This window comes from Caulobacter segnis, from assembly GCF_003243465.1.
GTDB lineage: Bacteria > Pseudomonadota > Alphaproteobacteria > Caulobacterales > Caulobacteraceae > Caulobacter > Caulobacter segnis_A.
On record NZ_QFQZ01000020.1, the window covers coordinates 15,576 to 40,999 of the forward strand.

Sequence of the window (25,424 nt, forward strand, 5' to 3'; positions counted from 1 at the left end):
CGCCTAACTCAGCCGGTTCGTCACATCCATCTGCTGGTGCAGAACCCGAACCACGACAACACCGCCTTCAGCCATCGCATAGAAGATGATGTGCGACCGAAAGATTTGCTTGCGGTGAGTTCCGTCATCCAGGGCGACGCCTAGATAAGGATCGGCGGCGACGGCTTCGATGGCGGCGGTCAATTCGCGGATATATCCATCGGCCATTCGCCGCCCCCACTGCTGGACGGTGTAGGCCCAGATCTCGCGCATATCGAAACGCGCGAGGGGCGTGAGGTGGTAACCGCTCACGACTTGGCGTCGTAGTCCGCGTTCACATCGGTAAGGAAGGCTTCGACATCGAAGGGTTCAGGCTCGCCGCTTTCCCACCCTTCCTTGAGCGCATGGCGCAAAGCCGCCAGCTTGGCTTCTTGGTTCTCCAACAGGCGCAGGCCGGCGCGAACCACTTCGCTCGCCGAGCCGTATCGTCCCTCCTCGACCTGTTCGGCGATGAAGGCTTGGAAGTGCTCGCTGAGCACGATGGATGTGTTCTTGCTCATGGCGAACCTCCAGGCTGACACGGAAATACCAAAAACTGGTATCGCATTCAATCTCGCCTCCCGGCCGCCGACGCGCTAAATCCCCGCTCATGACCCTGACCCTCGTCAAAGCCTGGACCGCCGCCAAGGACCGCCTGAAGGACGCCGGCATCGATCAGCCTTCGATCGACGCGCGCCTGATGCTGGAGGTCGCCGCCGGCGTCACCCGCACCGAGATCGTCACCGATCCCTATCGCGAACTCACCGCCGAGCAGCAGGCGATGCTGGAAGATTTCCTGGCCCGCCGCGCCCGCCGCGAGCCGGTCAGCCACATCATCGGCCGCAAGGGCTTCTGGAAGATCCTGCTGCAGGTGAACAAGAACGTCCTGACCCCGCGTCCGGAGACCGAGGTCATCGTCGACGAGGTGCTCAAGGCCTTCCCCGAGGCCATGCCGTTCTCGATGCTGGACCTGGGCGTCGGCTCGGGCACGATCCTGCTGGCGGTGCTGGCCGAGCGGCCGGCCGCCAAGGGGCTGGGCGTCGACGCGTCCGATGAGGCCCTGGCCGTGGCGCGCGACAACGCCGCCAACCTCGATCTCAACAACCGCGCGGCCCTGATGCATGGCGACTGGACGGCGGGGCTGGGCGACGCCAGCTTCGACCTCGTCGTCTCCAACCCGCCCTACATCCCGACGGCGGTGATCGAGACGCTCGAGCCGGAGGTTCGCGACCACGAACCGCGCCTTGCTTTGGACGGCGGCGCCGACGGCCTGGACGCCTATCGCCTGCTGGCGCCGGAGATCCTGCGCGTGCTCAAGCCCGGCGGCATGTTCGCCGTCGAGATCGGCTACGACCAGTCCAAGGATGTCGAAGCGCTGTTCAACGCGGCCGGGGCGCAGCAGGTCCGGACGATCAAGGACCTGTCGACGCACGACCGCGTGGTCACCGGGGTGAAAAATCCCTTGGAAACCGGGGCGTGAACCGCTAGACGAGTCTTGTCTCCTTCCAGATCGTCGGGTGATGGGAAAAGCGAGCGCAGACGCTTAAGGGCGTAAGGCGTTGGCGAGGCTCCCCCGGCAGGCGCGCCCGGTCCGCCGGTCGCCGCGCCGTAAAGAGCAGGACGGGGGCTCTACGGAAACCAGTGTCTCTGACATCGACGAGGGGTCGACCCGCCTAGAGACCAGCAAGGCCGGATGCGCCAGCTCAAGACTGACCTCCCGGACAGGTTCAGAAGAGAACATGAGAGATTTCAAAGGCATGAAGCGCCAGCGCGGCCGCAACAATCGCGGTGGCAGCGGCGGCAAGCCTCAGCAGCACAACGCTAACCGCGCGTTCGATTCGAACGGTCCGGAAGGCGTGAAGGTGCGCGGCGCGGCCCAGAGCGTCTATGAGAAGTACCAGCAGCTGGCCCGCGACGCCTCGTCGTCCGGCGACCGGGTGCTGGCGGAAAACTATCTCCAGCACGCCGAGCACTATTTCCGCGTCCTGCGCGCGATCCAGCCGAATCGTCCGGTGGCCGACATCGTCGGCAAGGACGTCTACGCCGCCTACGAGATCGACTTCGAGGCCGAGCCGCCGGAAGAACCCGAAGTCGCCGAGACGCCCGCCGAGGGCCAGGGCGAGGGTTCCGACAGCGAAGGCGGCGAGCAGCGCCGCGACCGCTTCGAAGGCCGTGACCGCAACCGGGATCGCGACCGCAATCGCGACGACCGCCAGCGCGACGACCGCAACCGCGACAACCGCGACGGCGAAGGCCGCCGGGACCGCTGGCGCGACCGCGACGATCGCTCGGAAGGGCGCGACCGCAACCGCGACGATCGTCCTCGTGACGACCGTCCCCGCGAAGACCGTCCCCGCGAAGACCGCTTCCGCGACCGCGACGACCGCCCGCGCGACGACCGTCCGCGCGAGGATCGTCCGGCCGCCGAGGGCGACCAGCCGCAGGGCGAGGGCCAGGGCGAGCAGCGCGAGGGCCGCCGCCGTCGCGACCGCAATCGTGACCGGGACCGTGACTGGCAGCCGCGCGGCGATCGCGATCCGCTGGCCGTGATCGAGCCGGAAGCCTCGCCCCTGACCGCCGAAGCCCCGGCCGAGGAGGGCTCGCCCCTCCTGCGCGGCCAGGACGGCGCGGTCAGCCACGCCCCCGCCTTCCTCGGCCGCAAGACCGAGCGCGCCGCCCCCGAGTCCGCGCCGGAAGCCGCGCCCGAAGGCGAGGAGGTCAAGAAGCCCCGCCGCCGCCGCGCGCCCCGCAGCTTCGAGGCCAGCGAAGCCGCTCCGGCGGAAACCAGCTCCGACGAGGGCTGATCGCGACGGACAGTCTGCCGTGAAAAGGAGCCGCGAAAGCGGCTCCTTTTTTCGTTGCGGCGCGTTCTGAGGACGACCTGCGGCGTTACGCGCCATCCGCTGCGCTTGGCTGAACGCCGTTTTCGGCGATAGGGTCTGATTTGCAGCCAGCGGAGCGACGTATGGCGTCAAGACGCAAGTCGACCTCGAGATCGTTTGGCGGCGGCGCCGATGGCCAGGACGCGGCGGTCGACGCTCGCTACCGCGCCATTGTCGACACCGCCGTGGACGCGATCGTGGTGATCGACGAACAGGGACGGATCCAGGCCTTCAATCCCGCCGCCGAGCGGCTGTTCGGCTACCCGGCGGGCGACATGGTCGGCCAGAACGTCAACCGGCTGATGCCCGAGCCCTACCACGCCGAGCACGACGGCTACCTGGCGCGCTATCACCAGACCGGCGAGCGCCGGATCATCGGCATCGGCCGCGAGGTCAGCGGTCGCCGCAGCGACGGCACGACCTTTCCGCTGGAGCTCTCGATCGCCGAGTGGCGGGACGATGGGCGCCGATACTTCACGGGCGTCATGCGCGACGTCACCGACCGCAAGCGCGCCGAAGAGCTGCAGCGGCTGATGATCCATGAGCTGAACCACCGGGTGAAGAACACCCTGGCCACGGTGCAGTCGGTCGCGGGACAGACGCTGCGCAACGCCGACGACCTGCACGGCGCGCGCGAAAGCCTGACGCGCCGGCTCCTGGCCCTGGCGCAGGGCCACGACATTCTCACGCGCGAAAGCTGGGACGGGGCGGAGCTGGGCGACATCGTCGCCGCGGTGGTGGCCGCCCATGCCGAGCCCGAGCAGTTCCAGATCGAAGGCCCGCCCGTGCGCCTCGCGCCCAAGGCGACCCTGGCCCTGTCGATGGCGCTGCATGAACTAATGACAAACGCCGCCAAGTATGGCGCGCTCTCCCAGCTTGACGGACAGGTGCGCCTGACCTGGCGGCGGACGGACGGCGTCGCGGACGAGCGGCTGCAGCTGCGCTGGGAGGAAATCAATGGGCCGCCTGTCAACGAGCCGACCCGGCAAGGTTTCGGAACACGCCTCATCACCGGCGGCCTGGCGCGCGAGCTTGGCGGCTCCGTCGCGCTCGACTACCGGCCGGGCGGCGTCGTTTGCGAGATCGACGCCCAGCTCGCCCGCACCGGCCAGTCGAACCGGTTCATCCACGGCGCGGCCTGAGCCCCTGCGCATCCTCGTTGTCGAGGACGAGCTGTTCGTGGCCATGCTGGTCGAGGACCTGCTGGGCGACCTGGGATGCCAGGTCGTGGGGCCGGCCTCGTCGGCGGCGGAAGCGATCCGGATCGCCGAGAGCGGGACGTTCGACTTCGCGCTGCTGGACGTCAATCTGGGCGATGGCGCGACGTCGTTCGACGCCGCCGAGATCCTGCGCCTGCGCGGCGTGCCGTTCGCCTTCGTGACCGGCTACGGCGAGCAGGGCGTGCGGGCGGACCTCCGGGACGCGCCGATTCTCTCCAAGCCGATCGACCCCTCGCGCCTGGCCCGGATCGTCGACGCAATAGGCTGAAGGCCGGCGCCGCGGGGCTCAGTCGCGCAGCTGCCTTTCGATCAGCCGCATCATCTCGTCATAGTCCTCCGGCGTCCGCTGCTCCTGGCCCAGTAGCGCGATGGACGCGTGGCGCGTGGTGCGGAAGACGATGGCCTGCCCGAGCAGCGAAAAGGCGCGGATCATGTCGCGGCGCTCGACCGCGCGTCCGTCCAGGGCGGCCAGCAGCTCCGCCAGCACCGTCATGTACGGCCGTGTCAGTTTTTCATGCAGAACCTGGGTCGCGGGCGAGGGATTGAGCTGTTCGCGCAGCAGGATCCGCGCCCAGTCCAGGCTGCCGTCTTCGCTGTGCGCCTCGAGGAGCGCGCGCAGGACCTGGCTGATGGCGGCGACCAGGGTGTCGCGATCGGGACGCGCGCCGCCCAGGATCTCGCGCGCCTTGTCCTGGGCCGGGCCGATCAGCTCCAGCCCGCGCTCGGCGATAAGCTCCGCGACCGCGATATACAGACCTTCCTTGCCCCTGAAGTGATAGCTGACCATGGCGACGGTGACGCCCGCCTGGGCGGCGATGTCGCGCACGCTGGCCGCTTCATAGGTGTGGCGCGCGAACGCCTTCAGGCCGGCCTCCAGCAGGCGCGCGCGCGTCAGGGCCGCGTCTTCGCGCCGGCTTTCTTCGGACTTTCGTCTCATGGGCCGGGACGATGCTGCGATGACCTGAACAAAGTCAAACATCAGTGTGCTCGCGATGATTGCGCTGTCTTTTTTCGACTATTTTGAAGTGCCGCTCCCAAACCGCCCCGGAGGAAACGGACTGTTAACCTCGATGCTAAACATCAGTTTTGCATTCGAGGGCGCCAGGCCGTTTCTATTCCGAAGCGGCGACGGCGCAGGGCTGGGGGCCGCTGCACATCATGAACAATCTCAAGATCGGCACGAAGATATCGGTGCTCGTCGTGGCGCTGGGGGCGATCTGCCTGGCCATCGCCGGCTATGGGGCGCTGCGGGTCAAGGGCGTCGACGACGCCTACACGGTGATGACGGACGTGCGCATGCCGGCGCAGGTGGCGCTGATCCGCGCCAACCGTAGCGTCAGCCAGATGGGCTATGCGAGCGCCCTCAGCGTGATCAGCGCCGACCCGAGCCACACAACAGAGGCCGTGGCCAACTACAAGAAGGCGCGCGCCAAGACCGCCAGCTACCTGGAGGCGGCGGCCGCAGGCCTGCCGAAACAGGAAAAGAACTTCGTGCAGTTGCAGGACAAGCTGCGGCGCGCGACGGCGGCGATGGATCGCGCGGTGGCGCTGGCCGAGCAGGGCCGCAAGGCCGAGGCCAGCGTCGCTCTCGAAGCGGCCGCGCCCGTCGTGGCGTCCTATTCGGACCTCGCCGTCAAGATGACCGACGCGACCATCAACACGCTCAACGCCGAGTCCAATACGTTGAGCAGCGACTCCCAACGCACGGGGCTGAAGCTGCTGGCGATCGCCGCCCTCGCCGTGGCGGCGGCGGTCGGCGCGTCGCTGTGGATGGCGACGACCGCGATCGCCCGGCCGCTGAAGGGCCTGGCCGGCGACATGAAGCGCCTGGCGGGCGGCGACCTCGAGGTCGCGGTCACGGGGCAGGAGCGTCGTGACGAGGTCGGGCTGATGGCCCAGGCGGTCCAGGTGTTCAAGGACAACGGCCTCAAGGCCCGCGCCCTGGCCGCCGACGCCGAGCGCCTGAAGGCCGAGGCCGACATCGCCAGCAACCGGACCGAGGCGCAGCGCCGCGCCAACGAGGCCGAGCAGGCGATGGTCGTGCAGGCCCTGGCCGCCAGCCTCAGCCGCCTGGCCGAGGGCGACCTGACCACCCAGATCGAGGCGGAGTTCCAGGGCCAGTACGCCCAGATCAAGGCCGACTTCAACGCCGCGGTCGAGAGCCTGCGCGGCGCCATGTCGGCGATCTCGGAATCGACCAGCGGCATTCGCGGCGGTTCGGAGGAGATCGCCGTCGCCTCGAACGACCTGTCGCGCCGCACCGAGCAGCAGGCGGCCAACCTGGAAGAGACCGCCGCCGCCCTCGACCAGATCACCGCCACCGTCCGCACCAGCGCCGCCGGCGCCCGCGAGGCCTCCGACGCCGCCGCCCAGGCGACTCGCGACGCCACCAACTCGGGCAAGGTGATGCGCGACGCGGTCTCGGCCATGGTCGAGATCGAGCAGAGCTCCAGCCAGATCAACAGCATCATCAGCGTGATCGACGAGATCGCCTTCCAGACCAACCTGCTGGCCCTGAACGCCGGGGTCGAGGCGGCGCGGGCCGGCGACGCGGGCAAGGGCTTCGCGGTGGTCGCCCAGGAGGTGCGGGCTCTGGCCCAGCGCTCGGCCGAGGCGGCCAAGGAGATCAAGGACCTGATCGCCGGCAGCTCGGCCCACGTCTCGCGCGGCGTGCAGCTGGTGGGCGAGACCGAGAAGGCGCTCAGCGACATCGTCTCCAAGGTGACCCAGATCGACGGCCTGATCTCGCGGATCGCCCAGTCGTCCCAGGAGCAGGCCACCGGCCTGAACCAGGTCAACCAGGCGGTGAACCAGCTGGACCAGGTGACCCAGCAGAACGCGGCCATGGTCGAGGAGGCTACGGCCGCCGTCTCCAGCCTGCGCGGCGAAGCCGGCAAGCTGACCAGCCTGGTGGCGCGGTTCAACCTGCAAGGCGGGAGCGCGCGCGCCCTGGCCGGCCGACCCGGCGCTTCGGGCGGGCTGACCGTCGCCGAGGCCCAGCAGCGCGCCGCCGCCTTTGCGAGCGCTTCGGCCGCCTAGTCAGGACCTTCAGCGAGAGCCTATCCCGCGGGGAGTCGCGCAAGCGGCTCCCCGTCTTCGTGAGCGTTATGCTCGGACGCTCCCGGCCGGGCGCGAACCTCCGCCGCCCCCTGGCGTTAGGTTTACACGCCCAAGTTCAGGAGCCCTCCATGCGCCTCGCCGCCGTCCTCGTCCTGTCCCTGTCGACCGCCGGTCCCGCCCTGGCCGCCTCCGCCGACTGGCGCGCGGACGCCCGGCGCGCCGATGTCCGCCGGCTGGAGCGGCTGGACGAGGCCTGGACGACGGCGCTGGCCGAGGCGCGGGCCCAGGGCCAGGGCCGCGCGCTGACGCGCCTGGGCGTCCTGGCCGATCCGCGCGTGTCGCTGCCGCGTCCGCAGCCGACGCCGGGCGCCTACCGCTGCCGCACCGTCAAGATCGGCTCCCCCAACGGCGGCCCGGGCCTGGTGACCTATGGCTGGTTCCGCTGCCGGGTGGCGCTGAGCCCGGGTGGCGACCTGACCCTGGAGAAGGTCACCGGCTCGCAGCGGCAGGCCGGAAACCTCTATCCCGAGGCCCCGCGCCGCCTGGTGTTCCTGGGCGCCGTCGCCTGGGGAAGCGGCGAGGGCCGCGCCCAGTACGGCCGCGACGCCGAGCGCGACCAGATCGGCGTGTTCGAGCGCATCGGCGCCGACCGCTACCGCCTGACCCTGCCGTGGCCGCACCAGGAGTCGACGCTCGACCTGCTGGAGCTGCGGCGCTGATCCGCGTCGGGAAGGACTAGAGCGTTTCTCGATCCGACAGCCGTTTCACGCCGATCGGATGCTCTAGGCGGCGCGGGCCTCGGCCACGTCCCGCGCCAGGGTGAACTCCCCGACCCGTCGCGCCAGCTCCAGGGCTTCGGAGCGCAGGGAGTGGGTGGCGGCGGTCGTCTCCTCGACCATGGCGGCGTTCTGCTGGGTCACCTGGTCCATCTGGTTCACGGCGGTATTGACCTGGCGCAGGCCCGTCGACTGTTCCTCGGACGAGCGGGCGATGTCGCCGACCAGGCCATGGACCCGGACCACCTCGCCGACGATCCGGCTGAGCGTCTCGCCCGTCCGGTTGACCAGCTCCACGCCGGAGGCGACCTGGGTTCCGGACTCGCTGATCAGCGCCTTGATCTCCTTGGCGGCTTCGGCCGAGCGCTGGGCCAGGGCCCGCACCTCCATCGCCACCACCGCGAAGCCCTTGCCGCTCTCGCCCGCCCGTGCGGCCTCGACCCCGGCGTTCAGCGCCAGCAGGTTGGTCTGGAAGGCGATCTCGTCGATGACCCCGATGATCTGGCCGATCTTCTCCGACGAGGCCTGGATCTGGCCCATGGCCGCAATGGCGCGCGAGACGATGTCGCTGGACTGCTCGGCGTCGGCCTTCGCCTGGCTGACGACGCTCGCGGCGGTGCGCGCGCCCTCGTTGGCCTTGTGGACGGTCGCGGCGATCTCGTCGAGGGCGGCGGCGGTCTCCTCCAGGCTGGCGGCCTGCTGCTCGGTGCGGCGCGACAGGTCGTCGGCGGCGCTGGCGATCTCCTCCGAGCCCGAGCGCATGTTGGCCGCGCTCTGGGTGATGGCGCCGAGCGTCTGGGCCAGGCGGACGATGGCGGCGTTGAAGTCGCCCCGCAGTTCCTCGTAGGCGGGCGGGAACGGCGTCTCCAGGCGCGTGGCCAGATCGCCCTCGGCGAGCCGGCCGAGACCTTGGGCCAGATTGCGGACCACCGCCTGGCGCTCGGCGTCGGCCTCCTCGCGTTGGCGGTCGGCGGCGCGACGCTCGCGCTCGTTGGCGTCCCGCTCGGCGTCCTGGTCGAGCCGCGCCTGGCGCCGGTCGAGCGCGGCCTGGCGGAACACGCCGATCGCGCGCGCCATGCCGCCCAGCTCGTCCTGCCGATTGCGGAAGGGAGGTTCGCGCTCATAGTCGCCGTCCGCCAGCCGTCCCATATAGCCGCCCAGCACCGACAGCGGCTGCAGAAGCCGGGCGCGGGTCAGCAGCACCGCCACAGCGCCCAGCGCGCAGGCCGCCAGCGCCGCGCCAATGGCCACGGTGATCGTCACGGTCTGCTGGCGCGAGAGGCCGCCCTCGATGGCGGCGTCGTGCTTGTCCTGGACGGTTTCGAGGGCCGCCAGCTCGTTGCGGGCGGCGTCCATGCGGCCGGCCAGATTTTCGCTGGCCGCGTCGAACGAGCCCATCATCGCATTGCCGGCGTCCGAGCCGCCGGCGACATAGGCGCGGGCCATCCGCTGACCGGCCTCGTAATAGCCGGGGAAGGCGGCCTCGACGTCGGACAGCGCCTTGTCCATGCCCGGCGCGTTCAGCTCCCGCGCCAGGACGTGGATGCGGGCGGCGTCGCGGCGGAAGCCGGCGGCGTTCTTCTCGGCTTCCTCCCAGCCGTCGTCGAGCCCGTCGCGGCCGCGGGTCGCCGAGACGTCGGTCAGGAACTGCTGGACCTGCACGATCTCCAGCTGGATCTGCTTGGACAGCACGGCCAGCTCCAGCATCCGGGCGTTGGTGGCGTCATCGCGCGCCGACTCGACCTTGCGGGCCTCGTTCTGCATGTGAACCATGGCCGCTCCGCCGCCGGCGCTGAGCACGCAGAACAGGCTCAGGCTGCCGATCAACAGGGTGATGAAACGCTCCAACCGGCGCGCGGAGGCCGCCGCCGGTCCCTTGGACGTGTCGCTCATGTACGCGGTCCGTATTTTCTTCTGCCCCAACTTGCTCCTGGTATCTATTTCGCACGCTTAATAAGCCGTGGAGACGCCATTACAGTCGAACTCATATTAGGGATCGCCGAAAACTATGCGCTCTTAAGATGAGCGGGGGTGCGACATCTTGCGCTCAACTTCAATCTTGGGTGGACGCCGTCGCCTCGTGCGGGCGGTTGCGCCCCCCGCCTCCACCATGGATAAGCTTGTGTCGTGTTGGAAACATTCGTCGCCGAGACCATGGCCCCTGTACGCCGCCTGACCCTGCCGCTGCTTCTCGCCGCCGCGACGGCGCTGGGGGGCTGCGCCTATAACGCCGACCTCGGTCGCGACCAGCTGCTGATCGTCAATGACGACAGCCTGGCCCGCGATGGCGAGAAGGCCTGGGCCGACACGCTGCGGACGGCCTACATCTCCAAGGAGCCGCGCAAGAACGAGCGCGTGCGCGCCGTTGGCCAGCGGGTGATCGACGCGGCCGGGTTGTCGAACCGGCCGTGGGACTATGCGGTGTTCCTGGACGAGGCCCCCAACGCCTTCGTGCTGCCCGGCGGCCACGTCGGGGTGACGGTGGGCCTGCTGTCGATGGTCCAGAACGACGACCAGCTGGCGGCCGTGATCGGCCACGAGGCCGGCCACGTCGTCGCCCACCACGCCGCCGAGCGCGCCTCGCAGCAGACGACCGCCAAGGTGCTGCTGGGCATCGCGGGCGCGGCGACGGGCGGAAGCGACCTAGGCAAGCTGCTCAAGGACCACGGCGACGATGCGGCCAAGTACGGCGTGCTGCTGCCGTTCTCGCGCAAGCAGGAGCTGGAGGCCGACCGCCTGGGCGTCGACTTCATGCAGCGCGCCGGCTACCGCCCGCGCGAGGCGGTCAAGCTGTGGGAGAACATGCAGGCCATGGACCAGGCCAAGGGCGCGGCGGGCGCCGGCGGCGATCTTGGCTCGACCCACCCGTCGGACGCGGTGCGGATCCAGGCCCTGGAACGATATCTGGCGAGCAAGGGCTGGTAGGCCTTGTGTGGCCGATCAGCCACACCTAAATGCCCCTCAGGACGCGTTGTGCTTGATCAAGGCGACGCGTCCCGATCCGCCTAGGAAGGGGACATTATGAACATCGATCTCTACTCTGATCGCGCCAAGCAGGCCGTTCAGTCGGCCCAGAGCCTGGCCCTCGCGCGGGGCCATCAGCAATTCGCGCCCGAACACATCCTGAAGGTCCTGCTCGAGGAGAAGGACGGGCTTTCCCGCGCCCTGATCCAGAGCGCCGGCGGCCGCCCCGACCAGCTGGACGGCGGCGTCGAGACCCTGCTGGCCAAGACCCCGCGCGTCGACGGCGCCGGCGGCCAGCTCTACATGAAGCCCGACACGGCCCGCGTCTTCGCTGAGGCCGAGAAGGCCGCCAAGGCGGCGGGCGACGCCTTCGTCACCACCGAGCGCCTCTTGATCGCCATCGCCAAGGAAGGCGGCGAGGCGGCTAAGCTGTTCAAGGAGGCGGGGACCTCGGCCCAGGCCCTGGAGACCGCCGCCAACGCCATCCGCAAGGGCCGCACGGCCGACAGCGCCAACGCCGAGGAAGGCTATGAGGCGCTCAAGCGCTACGCCCGCGACCTGACGGCGGCGGCGCGTGACGGCAAGCTGGACCCCGTGATCGGCCGCGACGAGGAGATCCGCCGCACGATCCAGGTCCTGTCGCGCCGCACCAAGAACAACCCCGTCCTGATCGGCGAGCCCGGCGTCGGCAAGACCGCCATCGTCGAGGGCCTCGCTTTGCGCATCGTCAACGGCGACGTGCCGGAAAGCCTGAAGGACAAGAAGCTGCTGTCGCTCGACATGGGCAGCCTGATCGCCGGCGCGAAGTACCGCGGCGAGTTCGAGGAGCGCCTGAAGGCCGTGCTGGCTGAGACGACGGCGGCCGAGGGCTCGATCATCCTGTTCATCGACGAGATGCACACCCTGGTGGGCGCCGGGAAGAGCGACGGGGCCATGGACGCCTCGAACCTCTTGAAGCCCGCCCTGGCGCGCGGCGAGCTGCACTGCGTCGGCGCCACCACGCTGGACGAGTACCGCAAGCACGTCGAGAAGGACGCGGCCCTGGCCCGTCGCTTCCAGCCGGTCTTCGTGCAGGAGCCGACGGTCGAGGACACCATCTCGATTCTGCGCGGCCTGAAGGAAAAGTACGAGGTTCACCACGGCGTGCGGATCAGCGACAGCGCCATCGTCGCCGCCGCCACGCTGTCCAACCGCTACATCGCCGACCGCTTCCTGCCCGACAAGGCGATCGACCTGGTCGACGAGGCCTCCAGCCGCGTGCGCATGGCGATCGACTCCAAGCCCGAGGAGCTGGACGAGATCGACCGGCGCCTGGTGCAACTGAAGATCGAGCGCGAGGCCCTCTCGAAGGAAACCGACGCCGCCTCCAAGCAGCGCCTGGAGAACCTGGAGGTCGAGATCGACGACCTGCAGTTCCGGTCCGACGAGATGACCGCCAAGTGGAAGGCCGAGAAGGAGAAGGTCGGGGGCGCGGCGCAAGCGCGTGAAGCGCTCGACCGGCTGCGCGCCGACCTCGCCAACGCCCAGCGCGCCGGCGACTTCGCCCGCGCCGGCCAGATCCAGTACGGCGAGATCCCGGCCCTGGAAAAGCGTCTGGCCGAAGCCGAGCAGGGCGACGCCCAGGCCCTCACGCCCGAGGTCGTCGACGCCGAGCAGATCGCCGCCGTCGTCAGCCGCTGGACCGGCGTGCCCGTCGAGAAGATGCTCGAGGGCGAGCGCGAGAAGCTGCTGAAGATGGAGGACGAGCTGCGCGGTCGCGTGGTCGGCCAGGACGAGGCGCTGGAAGCCGTCTCCGACGCCGTCCGCCGCGCCCGCGCCGGCCTGCAGGATCCGTCCAAGCCGATTGGCTCGTTCCTGTTCCTGGGCCCGACGGGCGTGGGCAAGACCGAGCTGACCAAGAGCCTGGCCGAGTTCCTGTTCGCCGACGAGGCGGCCATCACCCGCATGGACATGTCCGAGTACATGGAAAAGCATTCGGTCAGCCGCCTGATCGGCGCGCCTCCCGGCTATGTCGGCTATGACGAGGGCGGGGCGCTGACCGAGGCCGTGCGCCGGCGTCCGTACCAGGTCGTGCTGTTCGACGAGATCGAGAAGGCCCACCCCGACGTCTTCAACGTGCTCTTGCAGGTGCTGGACGACGGCCGCCTGACCGACGGCCAGGGCCGCACGGTCGACTTCCGCAACACGCTGATCATCATGACCAGCAACCTGGGCGCGGAGTACCTGGCGAACCAGGAAGAGGGCGAGGATGTCGAGGCCGTCCGGCCGATGGTGATGAACACGGTGCGCGGCCACTTCCGCCCCGAGTTCCTGAACCGGATCGACGAGATCATCCTGTTCAAGCGCCTGTCGCGCTCGAACATGGGCGACATCGTCCGCATCCAGCTGCACCGCGTCGAGAAGCTGCTGGCCGACCGCCGCATGGCCCTGGCGCTCGACGCCGAGGCCCTGAACTGGATCGCCGACAAGGGCTACGACCCGGTCTATGGCGCGCGCCCCCTCAAGCGCGTGATCCAGAAGGAGCTGGTCGACCCGATCGCCAAGAAGCTGCTGGCCGGCGAGATCGAGGACGGCGGCGTCATCGCCGTCGGGGTCGCCGATGGGCAGCTGTCGTTCGGCAAGGCGGTGCTGCAGTAGGGATAGGCGAGCCCCTCCCTCTTCGTGAGAGCGAGGGGCCCATCGCCTTTGGCGATGGGGGGGAGGTTTCACCGCCCCCCAGGGTAGGATGGGGCAAACAGCCGTTTGACGGCCTCCACGCCGCCGCCTAGCTTCCCTCCAAACAGAGGGAGAGACGCCATGGGCTGGGACCTGCTGGTCGCCAAGGACGACCTGCGCCGCGCCGAGATCCGCGAGACCGCGCCCGCGCCGCTGGCCGAGGGCGAGGTCCGGCTGGCCATCGAGAGCTTCGCCCTGACGGCCAACAACATCACCTATGCCGTGTTCGGCGAGATGATGCGCTACTGGGATTTCTTCCCGGCGCCGGAGGGTTTTGGCCGGGTGCCGGTCTGGGGCCACGCGCGGGTCGAGGAGAGCGCCCATCCCGAGATCGCCGTGGGCCAGCGCTTCTACGGCTATTGGCCGATGTCGACGCACCTGACGGTGCAGGCCAGGGCCGGCAAGAGCGGCTTCCTGGACGCCGCGCCGCATCGCCAGCCTATGGCCGTGATCTACAACCAGTACGCCGCGGTCGGCGACGAGGAGCCGCTCGAGGCTTATCGCGCCCTGCTGCAGCCCTTGTTCATGACCTCGTTCCTGATCGAGGACCAGCTTGAGGAGGCCGGCTTCCACGGCGCCCAGAGCGTGGTGCTGTCCAGCGCCTCGTCCAAGACCGCCATCGCCCTGGCGGCGCTCTTGAAGCAGCGCGGCGCGGTCAAGGTGGTCGGCCTGACCTCGCCGCGCAACAAGGGCTTCGTCGAGGGGCTGGGCTTCTATGACCAGGTCGTCCTCTACGACGACATCGCCACGGCGCCGATCGCCGCGCCGGCCGTGTTCGTCGACTTCGCGGGCGACAGCCCGGTGCTGGGCGCGGTCCATAACCGGTTCCGCGACGATCTGGCGGCCTCGATCCTGGTCGGCGGCACCCACTGGGAGGTCCCGCGCGTCCAGGCGGCGCTGCCCGGCCCGACGCCGGCCTTCTTCTTCGCCCCCGACCGCATCGCCAAGCGCCGCCAGGACTGGGCCGGCGGCGAGTTCGAGCAACGCTACGGCGCGGCCTGGACGCCGTTCGTGGCGGACGCGGCGCGGTGGTTGACGGTGAAGGAAGGCCAGGGACCGGAGGCGATCCGCGCGGCGTACCTGGTGCAGGTCGAAGGCGGGACGGCGGCGGATGTGGGGGTGGTGTTGCGGCCTTAGGAGGAGGGATCGGTCGAGAGGCCGGGGAAGCCCTCAGTCCTGGGCGTCGCGGGCCAGCAACGCTCCTTCGGCAGGATAGACGGCGTCGAACCGATCCAGATCTTGGCTCCAGTCAAAGGCGGGCGGCGACAGCCAAAGCGTCAGCTCGCGCAGCTGGCGATGATGGCGCTGGAGATCCCAGTGCAGAATCGGCTCGTGATGGGCGATCCTGTTTCGTAGAAGCCGGATCTGGGTCAGCGGCCGCGAGAAGTCCTTGCGCGCAAGGCCCTTGCCTTCGCGGGTGGCGATGAACCGCAGGGTCGAGCGCCAGAGGTCCTCGTAGGCGGGGCTGAACATCGCCGTCCAGAAGCTGAAGCTCAGGGCCGCGACCACGCGACCGGCGGTGGGCTCCTTGCCGTTGGCCTCGATCTCGGCGATCGCGTCGGCGACCTGGGCCGTCTGGTGCTGGGCCTTTATGAGCGCGGGGTCCCGGGACCAGCGCTCGCCGTACTTGGTCGACATCACCGTGTGGATGCGGTTGCGCAGGCTGATCTCCAGGGTCTGGAGCGCGATATAGAGCGCTTCAGAGACCTGGGTGTTGAGCGTGTAGAGCCTCAAGGCCTGCTCCCGATCGCCGCCCGCCCAGGCGACGTAGCGGCCGAACCGTTCCAGCGAGAGCGCAGCCTCCATGTCGTCGATCCGCGCCATGGCTCAGCCCATTCTTGCAACGGGGTGGGGTGTCATTTATATCCACCTGTGGACACCCCGGTTTCGCCTCTGCGCCAGCATGCGGCCGGGGTAATTCATTTTCGGGCCTTGTTAGTCACGCTTGCCCGCCGGGTTCGCCCCGGCGGATGATGTTGTTGTTGGCTTACTCTAGGTTGTAGAGCGGTCTGGGCCAACGGAAATTTTCTCGATTGGGTTGTGTTCTGGTCTGAGTTCTTCTTCGTCCCCCTTATCGCCTAGAAGCCGCCCTGAAGCCTTTCGTGGCTGACGCGCCACGCTGACTGACGGTGAAGGAGGGGCGGGGGGCGGAGGCGATCCGCGCGGCCTATCTCGAGCAGGTCGACGGCGGAACGGCGGCGGATGTGGGGGTGGTGTTGCGGCCGTAGGGAGCGCTATGCCGCGACCCGGCCGTCCTCGTCCAGGGTCACCCCCAACCGCTCGCGCAGCGCCTGGGCGCCGTCGATCGTCAACCGCACCGCGCGTCCCTTCGGCTCCAGGGTCAGCCACCCACGGGCGGTCATCGCGGCCAACAGCTTCACGCCCAGCGGGCCTGCCAGGTGATGACGGCGCTCGGTCCAGTCCAGGCATTGGCGGGCGACGCCGCGCGATGAGCGCAGGCCTCCGACCGATACCCCCAGGTCTTCGAACCAGGCGAGGCCGTCCGGCGTGACGTCATACAGCTTGTCGGCGGCGGGGCGCAGCAGGTGGCGGGCCACCAGCGCTTCGCAGACCCGCACGCCCAGGCGGCCGGCCAGATGGCCGTAGCAGCAGCGGGCGTCGCGAAGGGCGCGAGCCTTGGCCGAGCGAGGCGTCTCCAGGGACCGCACCGGCGCGGCCAGGACCGACAGGGCCTCCAGGGCGTGAGCGACCTCGGCCGAGGCCAGGCGGTAGTAGCGGTGGCGGCCTTCACGTTCGACGGTCAGGAGGCCGCCATCGACCAGCTTGGACAGGTGATTGCTGGCCGCCTGGGCGGTGACGCCGGCGGCCCAGGCCAAGGCGCTGGCGGGCTGGGCCCGACCGTCCTGCAGGGCCTGAAGCATCGCCGCGCGGGTCGTGTCGCCAATCAGGGCGGCGGGGGTGGCGATATTGGCGTCCATGTCGCCACTCTAGACCCGATCGACGCGGAATGGTTCATCGGCGCGTGTAACATCGTCTCGCCGCGTCCAGGCAAAGGCGGAGCATGACCACCGCGCCCTCCCGTCTCCCCTGGATCACCGCCGCCGCCAGCTTCGGCTTCTTCGTCACCCAACTGGACGTGACGATCGTCAATGTGGCGCTGGATGCGATCGGACGCACCTTCGAAGCCTCGACCGCCCAGCTACAGTGGTTGGTCGACGCCTATGTGCTGGCCTTGGCGGCGATGCTGCTGTCGGCCGGGGCGATCGGTGACCGGGTCGGGCCGCGCCGCGCCTTCGTGGCCGGCCTCCTGCTGTTTGGCCTGACCTCCGCCGCCTGCGGCTTCGCACCTGATCCCTTGGCGCTGATCGCGGCGCGCGCGGCGCAAGGCGCGGCGGGCGCGTTGCTGATCCCGCCCTCGCTGGCCCTGATCGCCCACGCGGCGGACGGCGACGCCCGGCGGCGCGCCGCGGCCGTGGGGTGGTGGACCGCCGCCGGCGGGGTGTCGATCGCCGCCGGGCCTGTGCTGGGCGGCCTGCTGGTCGAGGTCGTCGGATGGCGCTGGGTGTTTCTGGTGAACCTGCCGATCTGCGTGTTGGGCGCGGTCCTGACCCTGGCGGTCGCCCCGCCGACTCCGGCCAAGCCAAGAGTTTCGCTGGACCTGCCCGGCCAGGCTCTCGCGGTCGGCGCGGTCTTGCTCCTGGTTGGCGGGCTGATCGAGGGCGGCCATCGCGGCTGGACCGGCGGGCCGCTGGCGACCCTGTTCGCTGGCCTGGCCCTGGCGGGAGGCTTCGTGCTGTTCGAGCGCCGAACGCCGCATCCGGCCATGCCCCTGGACGTCTTTCGCCAGCGTCCCGCCTGGACCGCGCTGGTGGTCGGCCCGGCGCTGAACTTCACCTACTACGGTCTGATCTTCGTCCTCAGCCTCTATATGCTGCGCGCCCTGCATTGGTCGCCCAGCCAGGCGGGCGTGGCGTTCCTGCCGCTGACGGCGACCTTCATCGTGTCGAACCTCTTGAGCGGGGGCCTCGTCGCCAGGTTCGGCCCCCGCGTGGTGACGGCGGGCGGCGCGCTGATCGCGGCGGGCGGCTATGGGCTAACGGCGCGGTTGGGCGCGGGAAGCGGTCTTGCCGAGATGCTGCCCGGCTTCGCGCTGATCCCGGGCGGCATGGGGCTGGCGATTCCAGCACTCACCAGCGGCCTGCTGGCCAGCGTCGATCGCCACGACGCCGGAGCGGCCTCGGGCGCGCTGAACGCCTGTCGCCAGGTGGGTGGCGCGGCGGGCGTGGCGATCTTCGGCGCGCTGGCGGGCGCGGACGTGGTGGCGGGCCTCCGGCTGTCGGCGATCAGCGCGGCGGCGTTGCTGGTCGGCGCCGCCCTGATCGTTCTTCGCTCGCGCGCGAAGAGGGGGACGTAAAAACGCCCGCCCTGGTCTCCCGGGGCGGGCGTCTTCGTATCAGTTCAGCTCAAGCTCAGACCAGCGAGCCGTGGCACTGCTTGAACTTCTTGCCCGAGCCGCAGGGGCAGGGGGCGTTGCGGTTGGTGCGCTCCCAGTCTTCCGGCAGGGCCGAGACCGGCAGGGCCTCGCGCTGCTGCGGCGACAGGCCGTCGGGGATGGCGCCGGCCACGGCCGCGTTCTCGCCGGTCAGCGGGTCCAGGTGGACCTCTTGCAGGCCTTCCAGCGGCTGGTGCGGGACTTCCGGCTCGGCGTAGGCGATCTCGACCGTCATCAGCCAGCGGGTGGTGTTGGTGCGGAGATCCCCGAGCAGCTTCTCGAACAGCGAGAAGGCCTCGGTCTTGTACTCGTTCAGCGGATCGCGCTGGCCGTAGCCGCGCAGGCCGATGACGTTGCGCAGGTGATCCAGGTGCATCAGGTGCTCGCGCCACTGCAGATCGATCATCTGCAGCAGAAAGTTCTTCTCGACCGAGCGCATCTGCTCGGGCGTGATGATCACCTCGCGCTGGGCGGCGTACTCGTCGGCCGCCTTGGTGATGCGGTCCTTGATCTCCTCGTCGGCGATGCCTTCCTCGGCGGCCCACTCGGCGATCGGCAAATCGAGGCCCAGGATCGACTTCACGCGCTCGGTCAGGCCCTCGATGTCCCACTGCTCGGCATAGGCCTTGGGCGGCAGGTGGCGGGCGACCAGGTCGTCGATCGTGTCGTGGCGCATCTCGGTGATGATGTCCGAGAGGTCGGTCGACTCCATGAACTCCTGGCGCTGCTCGAACACGGCCTTGCGCTGATCGTTGACGACGTCGTCGTACTTCAGGAGGTTCTTGCGGATCTCGTAGTTGCGCTGCTCGACGCGCTTTTGCGCCGTGGCGATGGCGTTGTTCAGCCACTTGTGGGTGATGGCCTCGCCTTCCTGGACGCCGAAGGTGCGCATGATCGCGTCCAGGCGGTCGCCGGCGAAGATGCGCAGAAGATCATCTTCGCACGACAGGAAGAACTTGCTGCGGCCCGGGTCGCCCTGACGGCCGGTGCGGCCGCGCAGCTGGTTGTCGATGCGGCGGCTTTCGTGGCGCTCGGTGCCCAGCACGAACAGGCCGCCGGCGTCGAGCGCCTGCTTCTTGCGATCGGCGATCTCGGCCTCGAGGCGGGCGCGCTCCTCGACCTCGTCCTCGTGGGTGATCTCCAGGCCCATGCCGCGCTGCTGCTGACGCCAGTTGGCGATGCGCATGTCGATGCTGCCGCCCAGCTGGATGTCGGTGCCGCGGCCGGCCATGTTGGTGGCGATGGTCACCGCGCCCGGCACGCCGGCGTCGGCGACGATCACGGCCTCCTGTTCGTGGAAGCGGGCGTTCAGCACCTGGTGCGGGATGCCCTTCACCTTCTTGCCGTCCTTCTCGAACGAGTAGGTCGACAGCAGCTTGGACAGCTCCTCGGACTTCTCGATCGAGACGGTGCCGACCAGGATCGGCTGGCCGCGCACGTGGCAGTCGGCGATCTGCTTGAGGATGGCCTCGTTCTTCTCGCGCTCGGTGCGATAGACCTCGTCGTCGTCGTCGATGCGCTGGATGACGCGATTGGTCGGGATTTCCGACACGCCCATCTTGTAGATGTCGTCGAATTCCTGCGCCTCGGTCGAGGCCGTGCCGGTCATGCCCGACAGCTTCTTGTAGAGGCGGAAGTAGTTCTGGATGGTCACCGAGGCCAGGGTCTGGTTCTCGGGCTGGATGTCGGCGCCTTCCTTGGCCTCGATGGCCTGGTGCAGGCCTTCCGACAGGCGGCGGCCGGTCATCATGCGGCCGGTGAACTCGTCGATCAGGACAACCTCGCCGCCCTTGACGATGTAGTCCTTGTCGCGCGTGTAGAGGATGTTGGCGCGCAGGGCCTGGTTGACGTGGTGCACGACCGAGACGTTGGCCGCGTCGTAGAGGCCTGCCGAGTCCTCGGCCAGGTGGCCGCCGGCGATCAGCATCTCCTCGATCTTTTCCTGGCCGTCCTCGGTCAGGATGACCTGCTTCTGCTTCTCGTCGTGGTCGTAGGTGGTCTTGTCGAGGATCAGCTGCTTCACCAGCAGATCGATGGTCTTGTAGAACTCGCTGCGGTCCTCGGTCGGGCCCGAGATGATCAGCGGCGTGCGGGCCTCGTCGATCAGGATCGAGTCCACTTCGTCGACGATCGCGAAGTTGTGGCCGCGCTGGACCATCTCCGAGACGTCGTAGACCAGGTTGTCGCGCAGGTAGTCGAAGCCGAACTCGTTGTTCGTGCCGTAGGTGATGTCGCTGCGATAGGCGCGCTGGCGCTCGCCCTGGGAGAGGCCGTTGACGATCACGCCGTAGCTGAGGCCCAGGAAGTTGTAGACCTGACCCATCCAGTCGGCGTCGCGGCGGGCCAGGTAGTCGTTGACGGTGATGACGTGGACGCCCTTGCCTTCCAGGGCGTTCAGATAGGTCGGCAGGGTGGCGACCAGGGTCTTGCCTTCACCCGTGCGCATTTCCGAGATGCCCGAGAAGTGCAGCACCATGCCGCCGACCATCTGGACGTCGAAGTGGCGCATGCCCAGCACGCGCTTGGAGGCTTCGCGCACCGTGGCGAAGGCTTCGTTCAGGATGTCGTCGAGCGACTCGCCCTTTTCCAGGCGCGCCTTGAACTCGGCGGTCTTGCCCTTCAGGGCTTCGTCCGACAGCGCGGCGTATTCGGCTTCGTAGGCGTTGATCTTCGCCACCCGCGCCGCCAAGGCCTTGACCTTGCGTTCGTTTGAAGAGCCGAAGAGCTTTTTGGCGAAACCGAGCATGTAGAGGAAATCCGGAGCGATTATTATTAAGGCCGGCGCAAAGGCTTTGGCGGCCTCGACTACGGGGTTTTCGGGGCGTGTTGACCGACGGAAAAACCGCTCGACTTGCACGCGCGCGAGACTTAAGCACCGGTCAAAGGCCTGTCAACGCGACGGGTTTCTGACCAGTCCCCTAAGGTTTCACGGAAACAGGCAGCGCGCATGGCGAATACGCAGGGCCGGGCAACGGGTGGACAAGGCGGTTTCTTCTCCCTCGGCGGCGTCGGTCTGGCGGTCGCGATGGCGCTTATGGTCGTCGCCTGTGGCCAGAACAAGGTCGCCGAGCGCCCGCCCGAGCCCGGCGACACGGCCGTGGCCCGCGTCAACGGCCAGGTGATCTGGGCCAGCGACGTCAAGCGCGAGGCCGTCGCCCAAGGCCTGATCAGCGAGGGCGAGCCGCTGGACGTCTCCAGCGAGGTGTTCCGCCAGCGCCTCGACGAGGTCATCGACCAGAAGCTGCTGGCCGCCGAGGCCATCAAGCGCAAGATCGACAAGGAGCCGGTGGCCCAGCGCCGCCTGGCCGCCGCTCGCGAGCGGATCCTGGGCGACATGCTGGTCGAGGGCGTGGTCGAGAAGGCCGTCACCGAAGACGCCATCCGCAAGCTCTACGCCGAGCAGCAGAAGCTCTCGAAGCGCTCGGAAGAGATTCGCGCCCGCCAGATCATCGTCGGCAACCAGGCCGAGGCCGAGAGCGTCAAGAAGCTGCTGGCCTCCGGCGCCTCGTTCGACGCCCTGGCCATGGAGCGCTCGACCGACCAGGCCACCCGCTTCAACGGCGGCGACCTGGGCTATTTCACCCTGGACGTCATGCCCGAAGCCTATGGCGTGGCCCTGAAGGACGCCCAGAAGGGCGCCCTGGTCGGCCCGTTCGCGGCCGAGGGCGGCTGGGTGCTGGTCAAGGTCGAGGACAAGCGCGTCGAGGAGCCGATCACGCTGGAGGCCGCCCGTCCGCAGATCGTGCGCTTCCTGACCTATGACCAGGTCCGCGACATCCTCGAGAAGCTGCGCGGCTCGGCCAAGGTCGAGATGCTGATCGGCAAGCCCCAGGACGCCCCGATCAACGGGCCCCAGGAGCCGGCCTCCGCCCCCGCCGACATTCCGGGCGGCCCGCCGGCCTCGGCGCCGCCTCCCGTTCAACCCGCCAAGAAGTAGACGCGGTTCCCATGAACAAGACCCCCAAAGCCTCCGGCAAGAAGATCGCCGCGAAGGCGCCCGAGCCCGCGTCCGCCCCCGTCGAGCGGGGCGTGATCGACGCGATCGTCGATCCGCTGACCTCGGCCCTGAAGCGCGCCGGCCTGCGCCGCGCCCAGAAGAACGCGGGCGAGACGACGGCCGCCGCGCCGGCGGCGCCGGCCTCGACGGGCGCGGGCAAGCCGGGCCTGGCCGTCTCGCCGCTGGCCGTGCCGTTCCCGGTCATCCCGCCGATCGCCGGCGTCGAGATCGCCACCGGCCGCGCCGGCTTCTACAAGCACGAGCGCGAGGACCTGCTCTTGATGCGCTTCGCCGAGGGCACCTCGGCCGCGGGCGTCTTCACCCGTCACGGCGTCGGCTCGGCCCCGGTGGACTGGTGCAAGCGCCAGCTGGCCGCTTCGGGCGGGGCGGACGTGCGGGCCCTGGTGGTCAACGCCGGTTGCGCCAACAGCTTCACCGGCAAGCCCGGCGCCGATGCGGTCCGCCGCGTGGCCACGGCGGTCGGCAAGCGCTTCGACTGCCGCCAGCGCGACGTGATGATGGCCTCGACCGGCGTGATCGGCGTGATCCTGGACGACAGCAAGATCACCGCCCGCCTGCCGGAAGTGGAGACCCGCCTGACCGCCGACGCCTGGGCCCAGGCCGGCCGCGCGATCATGACGACCGACACCTTCCCGAAGGGCGCGTACGCGACCGCCATGATCGACGGGGTCGAGGTCAAGATCGCGGGCATTGCCAAGGGCTCGGGCATGATCGCGCCGGACATGGCCACCATGCTGGCCTTCGTCGCCACGGACGCGGCCATCGCGCCCGCCGCCCTGCAGACCCTGGTCTCGCTCTACACCCGCACGACCTTCAACTGCGTGACGGTGGACGGCGACCGCTCGACCAACGACACCCTGCTGCTGTTCGCCACCGGCCAGTCCGGCGCGCCCAAGATCAGCCGCCCGGGCGACAAGCGCCTGGCCGACTTCCGCGACAAGCTGGAGCACGTGCTGCTGGATCTCGCCCTGCAGCTGGTCCGCGACGGGGAAGGGGCGACCAAGTTCGTCAAGATCACCGTCAACGGCGCCGAGAGCCCCGCCTCGGCCCGCAAGATCGCCCGCACCATCGCCGAGAGCCCGCTGGTCAAGACCGCCTTCGCCGGCGAGGACGCCAACTGGGGCCGCATCGTCATGGCCGTGGGCCGCGCCGACGAGCCGGTCGCCCGCGAGCGGATCAGCGTCAAGTTCGGCGACCTCTACGCCGCCCGCGACGGCCTGATCTCGGCCGAGTACGACGAGGCCAAGATGAGCGCCTACGTCAAGAACCAGGAATTCGAGGTCAGCGTCGACGTCGGCGTCGGCAAGGGCTCGGCCACGGTCTGGACCTGCGACCTGACCAAGCAGTACGTGGCGATCAACGGCGACTACCGGAGCTAGGGATATTCCCTCTCCCCTTGCGGGAGAGGGTGGCCCACAAAGTGGGTCGGGTGAGGGGTTGCGCTCCGCTGTCGGAAAGGCTCTTCAACCCCTCATCCGGCGCTGCGCGCCACCTTCTCCCGCAAGGGGAGAAGGGAAGGGACATCGTCGCCGCGCCTTCGTGCTAAATCCTCTCCGCCCCAAAACCCCGGAGCCCCGCCCATGCCCGACCTCACCCCCGACCAGGAAGCCGCCCAGCTGGCCAAGCTGACCGAGGTCTGCCGCGCCGCCGGCTATGTCGTCGAGGCGATCGACCGGGGCCTGGAGGTTTCGGGGGAGGACGAGGAGGACGGCGCCTTCTACCTGCTGCCCGACCACGGCTGGGTGCAGGCGCGCTGTCTCGTCTTGGATCCCGAGGACCTGAACCAGGCCCGCGACCTGACGGCCCTGTTCGAGACCATCGCCCGCGTCCAGTTCCGCCTGATCGGCTGCCGCTTCGCCTATGACGCCGAGAGCGGCCTGTGGCTGGTCGAGGATCTCTATCCCGGCTTCGATCTGGCTGGCGTTCCGGCCGTGCTGGAGCAGCTGACCTATGTCTGGGACGCGCTGGAGCCGCTGTTCGCCCAGGCCCTGCTGGGCGAGATCCCCGGCGAGGACGCCCTCGACGCCGCCTTCGACCTGGAAGCGGCTTCGCTGCCGAACTAAGCTTGGCCTTAAACTCAGCCGAGGCCGGAACCGCACGCGCCGCGCGCCGTTCCTGATCGGTGTTTACTGGGTGGAGGGCGAAGATGTCCGTGAAGCGATCGGTTCTGTTCGGGGCGCTGGCCCTTGCCCTGGCGGCGACGCCGGCCCTGGCCGGCCAGGCCAAGCCGGAGCAGGCCAAGTCCGACTCCAAGACCCCGCAGCAGGCTCAGGAGCCGGGCCGCTGGGACGAGGCGCGCAAGAAGGCCATCGACATCGGCGCGCAACCGGCCCGCGACGTCGGCATGTCGCGCCGCGAGATCCCCCCGATTTTGCAGAAGGCCTATGACGATCCCTACAGCCTGAAGGGCCTGAAGGCCTGCAAGGCCCTATCGGCCGAGGTCACCGCCCTGAACGGCGTGCTGGGCCCCGACTACATCGTCGGCAACGCCTACAAGGAAAACCGCGCCGGCAAGCTGGCCGAGGCCGGCGGCAAGACTATCATCAACAGCATCATCCCGTTCCGCGGCCTGGTGCGCGAGGTGACCGGCGCCGCCCCCGCCGACCGGGCGATGAACGCGGCGGTCGACGCCGGCCTGGCCCGCCGCGGCTTCCTGCGCGGCGTGCACCTGAAGCAGGGCTGCAAGACGAAGTTCTAGGACGAGGGTTTTGTGGGATTGTAAAGGCGGGTATTGCCTCCTAAGGTTGATTCCGCGATAGCCTGGGGTGTCCTTTGACGGTAGCTCTCCAACTCGCGGCCTTGCTGGCCTTCGCGAATTCCGGGCCGCTACCGAGCGTTCCGACGGGCGCAGAGGCGCCCGGTTGGCTCGCTTTCGCGGAGGTCTGCCTGAAATCGGTCGTCGAGGGCCGTCCCATCGAGGACCTGGCCAAGGCCGCTGGAATGCTGCCCGTGTCATCCGGGGCCCTCGGCGGGACCGCCAAGGACAGGGCCTGGCGGCTTGGACTGCTCAAGCCGTCCTATGTCGTCGCCTGGACCGACGGCGGCTGCACGGCGATCGTGGAGCAAGGCGACGCCGCCGCGCTGGGCGAAATGGCCCGTGCGGCCATCCTGGCGCGCCCGGAGCGCTTCCGTCCTGGCCTGTCGGGCCTGTTCGACGGCGATCGGGTCCAGCGAGACGTCTATTGCGCCGAGCGGAACGGGCGCTGGACGCTCGCCACCATCACGGTCCCTGGACCGCAGGCGAACAAGCGCACCCGCGCCCTGTCCTCAAGCGTCTACGCCCGCCCGACGCCGTCCCTCCTCTGCCAGGCGAGGTGA

The 25,424-nt window shown here is 69.2% G+C and carries 22 protein-coding genes and 1 pseudogene; 16 read left to right on the forward strand and 7 right to left on the reverse strand.

Annotated features, from left to right (window positions below):
- Nucleotides 1-3 precede the first annotated feature (3 nt).
- Both DI526_RS08640 and DI526_RS08645 read right to left on the reverse strand, forming a co-directional pair.
- A complete protein-coding gene (locus DI526_RS08640) occupies nt 4-291 on the reverse strand; it encodes a type II toxin-antitoxin system RelE/ParE family toxin (protein WP_304276556.1) in 288 nt (95 codons plus the stop codon).
- A complete protein-coding gene (locus DI526_RS08645; RefSeq protein ID WP_304276558.1) occupies nt 288-539 on the reverse strand; it encodes a type II toxin-antitoxin system ParD family antitoxin in 252 nt (83 codons plus the stop codon). The genes DI526_RS08640 and DI526_RS08645 overlap by 4 nt, the downstream gene beginning before the upstream one ends.
- 89 nt (nt 540-628) lie before the next feature.
- On the opposite strand from DI526_RS08645, the gene prmC reads away from it, so the two are divergent.
- The 5 genes and pseudogenes from prmC to DI526_RS08670 all read left to right on the forward strand — a co-directional run bounded on the left by prmC (nt 629) and on the right by DI526_RS08670 (nt 4,388).
- Entirely contained in the window at nt 629-1,498 is an 870-nt protein-coding gene (prmC, locus tag DI526_RS08650) for a peptide chain release factor N(5)-glutamine methyltransferase (RefSeq protein ID WP_304276560.1), read from the forward strand.
- Nucleotides 1,499-1,585: 87 nt separating this feature from the next.
- Nucleotides 1,586-1,761, forward strand: a pseudogene (locus DI526_RS08655) (hypothetical protein); the annotation flags it as partial.
- Nucleotides 1,758-2,822, forward strand: coding sequence for a DUF4167 domain-containing protein (locus DI526_RS08660; RefSeq protein ID WP_304276561.1), 1,065 nt, complete (start codon nt 1,758-1,760; stop codon nt 2,820-2,822). The pseudogene DI526_RS08655 and the gene DI526_RS08660, both read left to right, overlap by 4 nt.
- A 161-nt stretch (nt 2,823-2,983) precedes the next feature.
- On the forward strand, nt 2,984-4,042 hold the full coding sequence (locus DI526_RS08665; RefSeq protein ID WP_304276563.1) for a sensor histidine kinase: 1,059 nt from the start codon (nt 2,984-2,986) through the stop codon (nt 4,040-4,042).
- Nucleotides 4,043-4,052: 10 nt separating this feature from the next.
- Complete coding sequence (locus tag DI526_RS08670; protein WP_304276627.1) at nt 4,053-4,388, forward strand: response regulator; 336 nt, start codon at nt 4,053-4,055, stop codon at nt 4,386-4,388.
- 18 nt (nt 4,389-4,406) lie between these two features.
- Here DI526_RS08670 and DI526_RS08675 read toward each other — a convergent pair whose 3' ends face one another.
- A complete protein-coding gene (locus DI526_RS08675; protein ID WP_304276565.1) occupies nt 4,407-5,057 on the reverse strand; it encodes a CerR family C-terminal domain-containing protein in 651 nt (216 codons plus the stop codon).
- Between the two features lie 221 nt (nt 5,058-5,278).
- On the opposite strand from DI526_RS08675, the gene DI526_RS08680 reads away from it, so the two are divergent.
- Entirely contained in the window at nt 5,279-7,159 is a 1,881-nt protein-coding gene (locus DI526_RS08680) for a methyl-accepting chemotaxis protein (protein ID WP_304276567.1), read from the forward strand.
- A 149-nt stretch (nt 7,160-7,308) separates the two neighbouring features.
- A complete protein-coding gene (locus DI526_RS08685; RefSeq protein WP_304276569.1) occupies nt 7,309-7,899 on the forward strand; it encodes a DUF4893 domain-containing protein in 591 nt (196 codons plus the stop codon).
- A gap of 63 nt (nt 7,900-7,962) precedes the next feature.
- On the opposite strand, the gene DI526_RS08690 is transcribed toward DI526_RS08685, so the two are convergent.
- Nucleotides 7,963-9,849 (reverse strand): methyl-accepting chemotaxis protein, encoded by a 1,887-nt coding sequence (locus tag DI526_RS08690; protein WP_304276570.1) that lies wholly within the window; start codon nt 9,847-9,849, stop codon nt 7,963-7,965.
- A gap of 261 nt (nt 9,850-10,110) precedes the next feature.
- Here DI526_RS08690 and DI526_RS08695 point away from each other — a divergent pair, with 261 nt between their 5' ends.
- The 3 genes from DI526_RS08695 (at nt 10,111) to DI526_RS08705 (ending at nt 14,772) form a co-directional block, all read left to right on the forward strand.
- Nucleotides 10,111-10,881 (forward strand): M48 family metallopeptidase, encoded by a 771-nt coding sequence (locus DI526_RS08695; protein WP_304276572.1) that lies wholly within the window; start codon nt 10,111-10,113, stop codon nt 10,879-10,881.
- 96 nt (nt 10,882-10,977) lie between these two features.
- Complete coding sequence (clpB, locus tag DI526_RS08700; protein WP_304276574.1) at nt 10,978-13,557, forward strand: ATP-dependent chaperone ClpB; 2,580 nt, start codon at nt 10,978-10,980, stop codon at nt 13,555-13,557.
- 159 nt (nt 13,558-13,716) lie between these two features.
- Complete coding sequence (locus DI526_RS08705; RefSeq protein WP_304276576.1) at nt 13,717-14,772, forward strand: DUF2855 family protein; 1,056 nt, start codon at nt 13,717-13,719, stop codon at nt 14,770-14,772.
- Nucleotides 14,773-14,805: 33 nt separating this feature from the next.
- Here DI526_RS08705 and DI526_RS08710 read toward each other — a convergent pair whose 3' ends face one another.
- The gene (locus DI526_RS08710; protein ID WP_304276578.1) at nt 14,806-15,459 is read right to left on the reverse strand and encodes an Abi family protein; all 654 of its coding nucleotides are present in this window, start codon (nt 15,457-15,459) and stop codon (nt 14,806-14,808) included.
- 410 nt (nt 15,460-15,869) lie between these two features.
- Nucleotides 15,870-16,574 (reverse strand): helix-turn-helix transcriptional regulator, encoded by a 705-nt coding sequence (locus tag DI526_RS08715; RefSeq protein ID WP_304276580.1) that lies wholly within the window; start codon nt 16,572-16,574, stop codon nt 15,870-15,872.
- An 83-nt stretch (nt 16,575-16,657) separates the two neighbouring features.
- On the opposite strand from DI526_RS08715, the gene DI526_RS08720 reads away from it, so the two are divergent.
- Nucleotides 16,658-18,010 carry an MFS transporter gene (locus DI526_RS08720; protein WP_304276582.1) on the forward strand — a complete coding sequence of 451 codons (1,353 nt, stop codon included), beginning with the start codon at nt 16,658-16,660 and terminating at the stop codon, nt 18,008-18,010.
- A gap of 55 nt (nt 18,011-18,065) precedes the next feature.
- Here the strand turns inward: DI526_RS08720 and secA are convergent, their stop codons facing one another.
- The gene (secA, locus tag DI526_RS08725) at nt 18,066-20,834 is read right to left on the reverse strand and encodes a preprotein translocase subunit SecA (protein ID WP_304276584.1); all 2,769 of its coding nucleotides are present in this window, start codon (nt 20,832-20,834) and stop codon (nt 18,066-18,068) included.
- Between the two features lie 279 nt (nt 20,835-21,113).
- Between secA and DI526_RS08730 the strand changes: the two genes are divergently transcribed.
- From DI526_RS08730 to DI526_RS08750, 5 genes are all read left to right on the forward strand, one after another.
- Entirely contained in the window at nt 21,114-22,025 is a 912-nt protein-coding gene (locus DI526_RS08730) for a peptidyl-prolyl cis-trans isomerase (protein ID WP_304276586.1), read from the forward strand.
- 11 nt (nt 22,026-22,036) lie between these two features.
- Complete coding sequence (gene argJ / locus DI526_RS08735) at nt 22,037-23,485, forward strand: bifunctional glutamate N-acetyltransferase/amino-acid acetyltransferase ArgJ (RefSeq protein ID WP_304276589.1); 1,449 nt, start codon at nt 22,037-22,039, stop codon at nt 23,483-23,485.
- A 201-nt stretch (nt 23,486-23,686) separates the two neighbouring features.
- The gene (locus tag DI526_RS08740; RefSeq protein ID WP_304276590.1) at nt 23,687-24,169 is read left to right on the forward strand and encodes a hypothetical protein; all 483 of its coding nucleotides are present in this window, start codon (nt 23,687-23,689) and stop codon (nt 24,167-24,169) included.
- A gap of 83 nt (nt 24,170-24,252) precedes the next feature.
- On the forward strand, nt 24,253-24,804 hold the full coding sequence (locus DI526_RS08745; RefSeq protein WP_304276592.1) for a hypothetical protein: 552 nt from the start codon (nt 24,253-24,255) through the stop codon (nt 24,802-24,804).
- A 74-nt stretch (nt 24,805-24,878) separates the two neighbouring features.
- Nucleotides 24,879-25,424: a hypothetical protein gene (locus tag DI526_RS08750; RefSeq protein WP_304276593.1), complete on the forward strand. Its 546-nt coding sequence runs from the start codon at nt 24,879-24,881 to the stop codon at nt 25,422-25,424.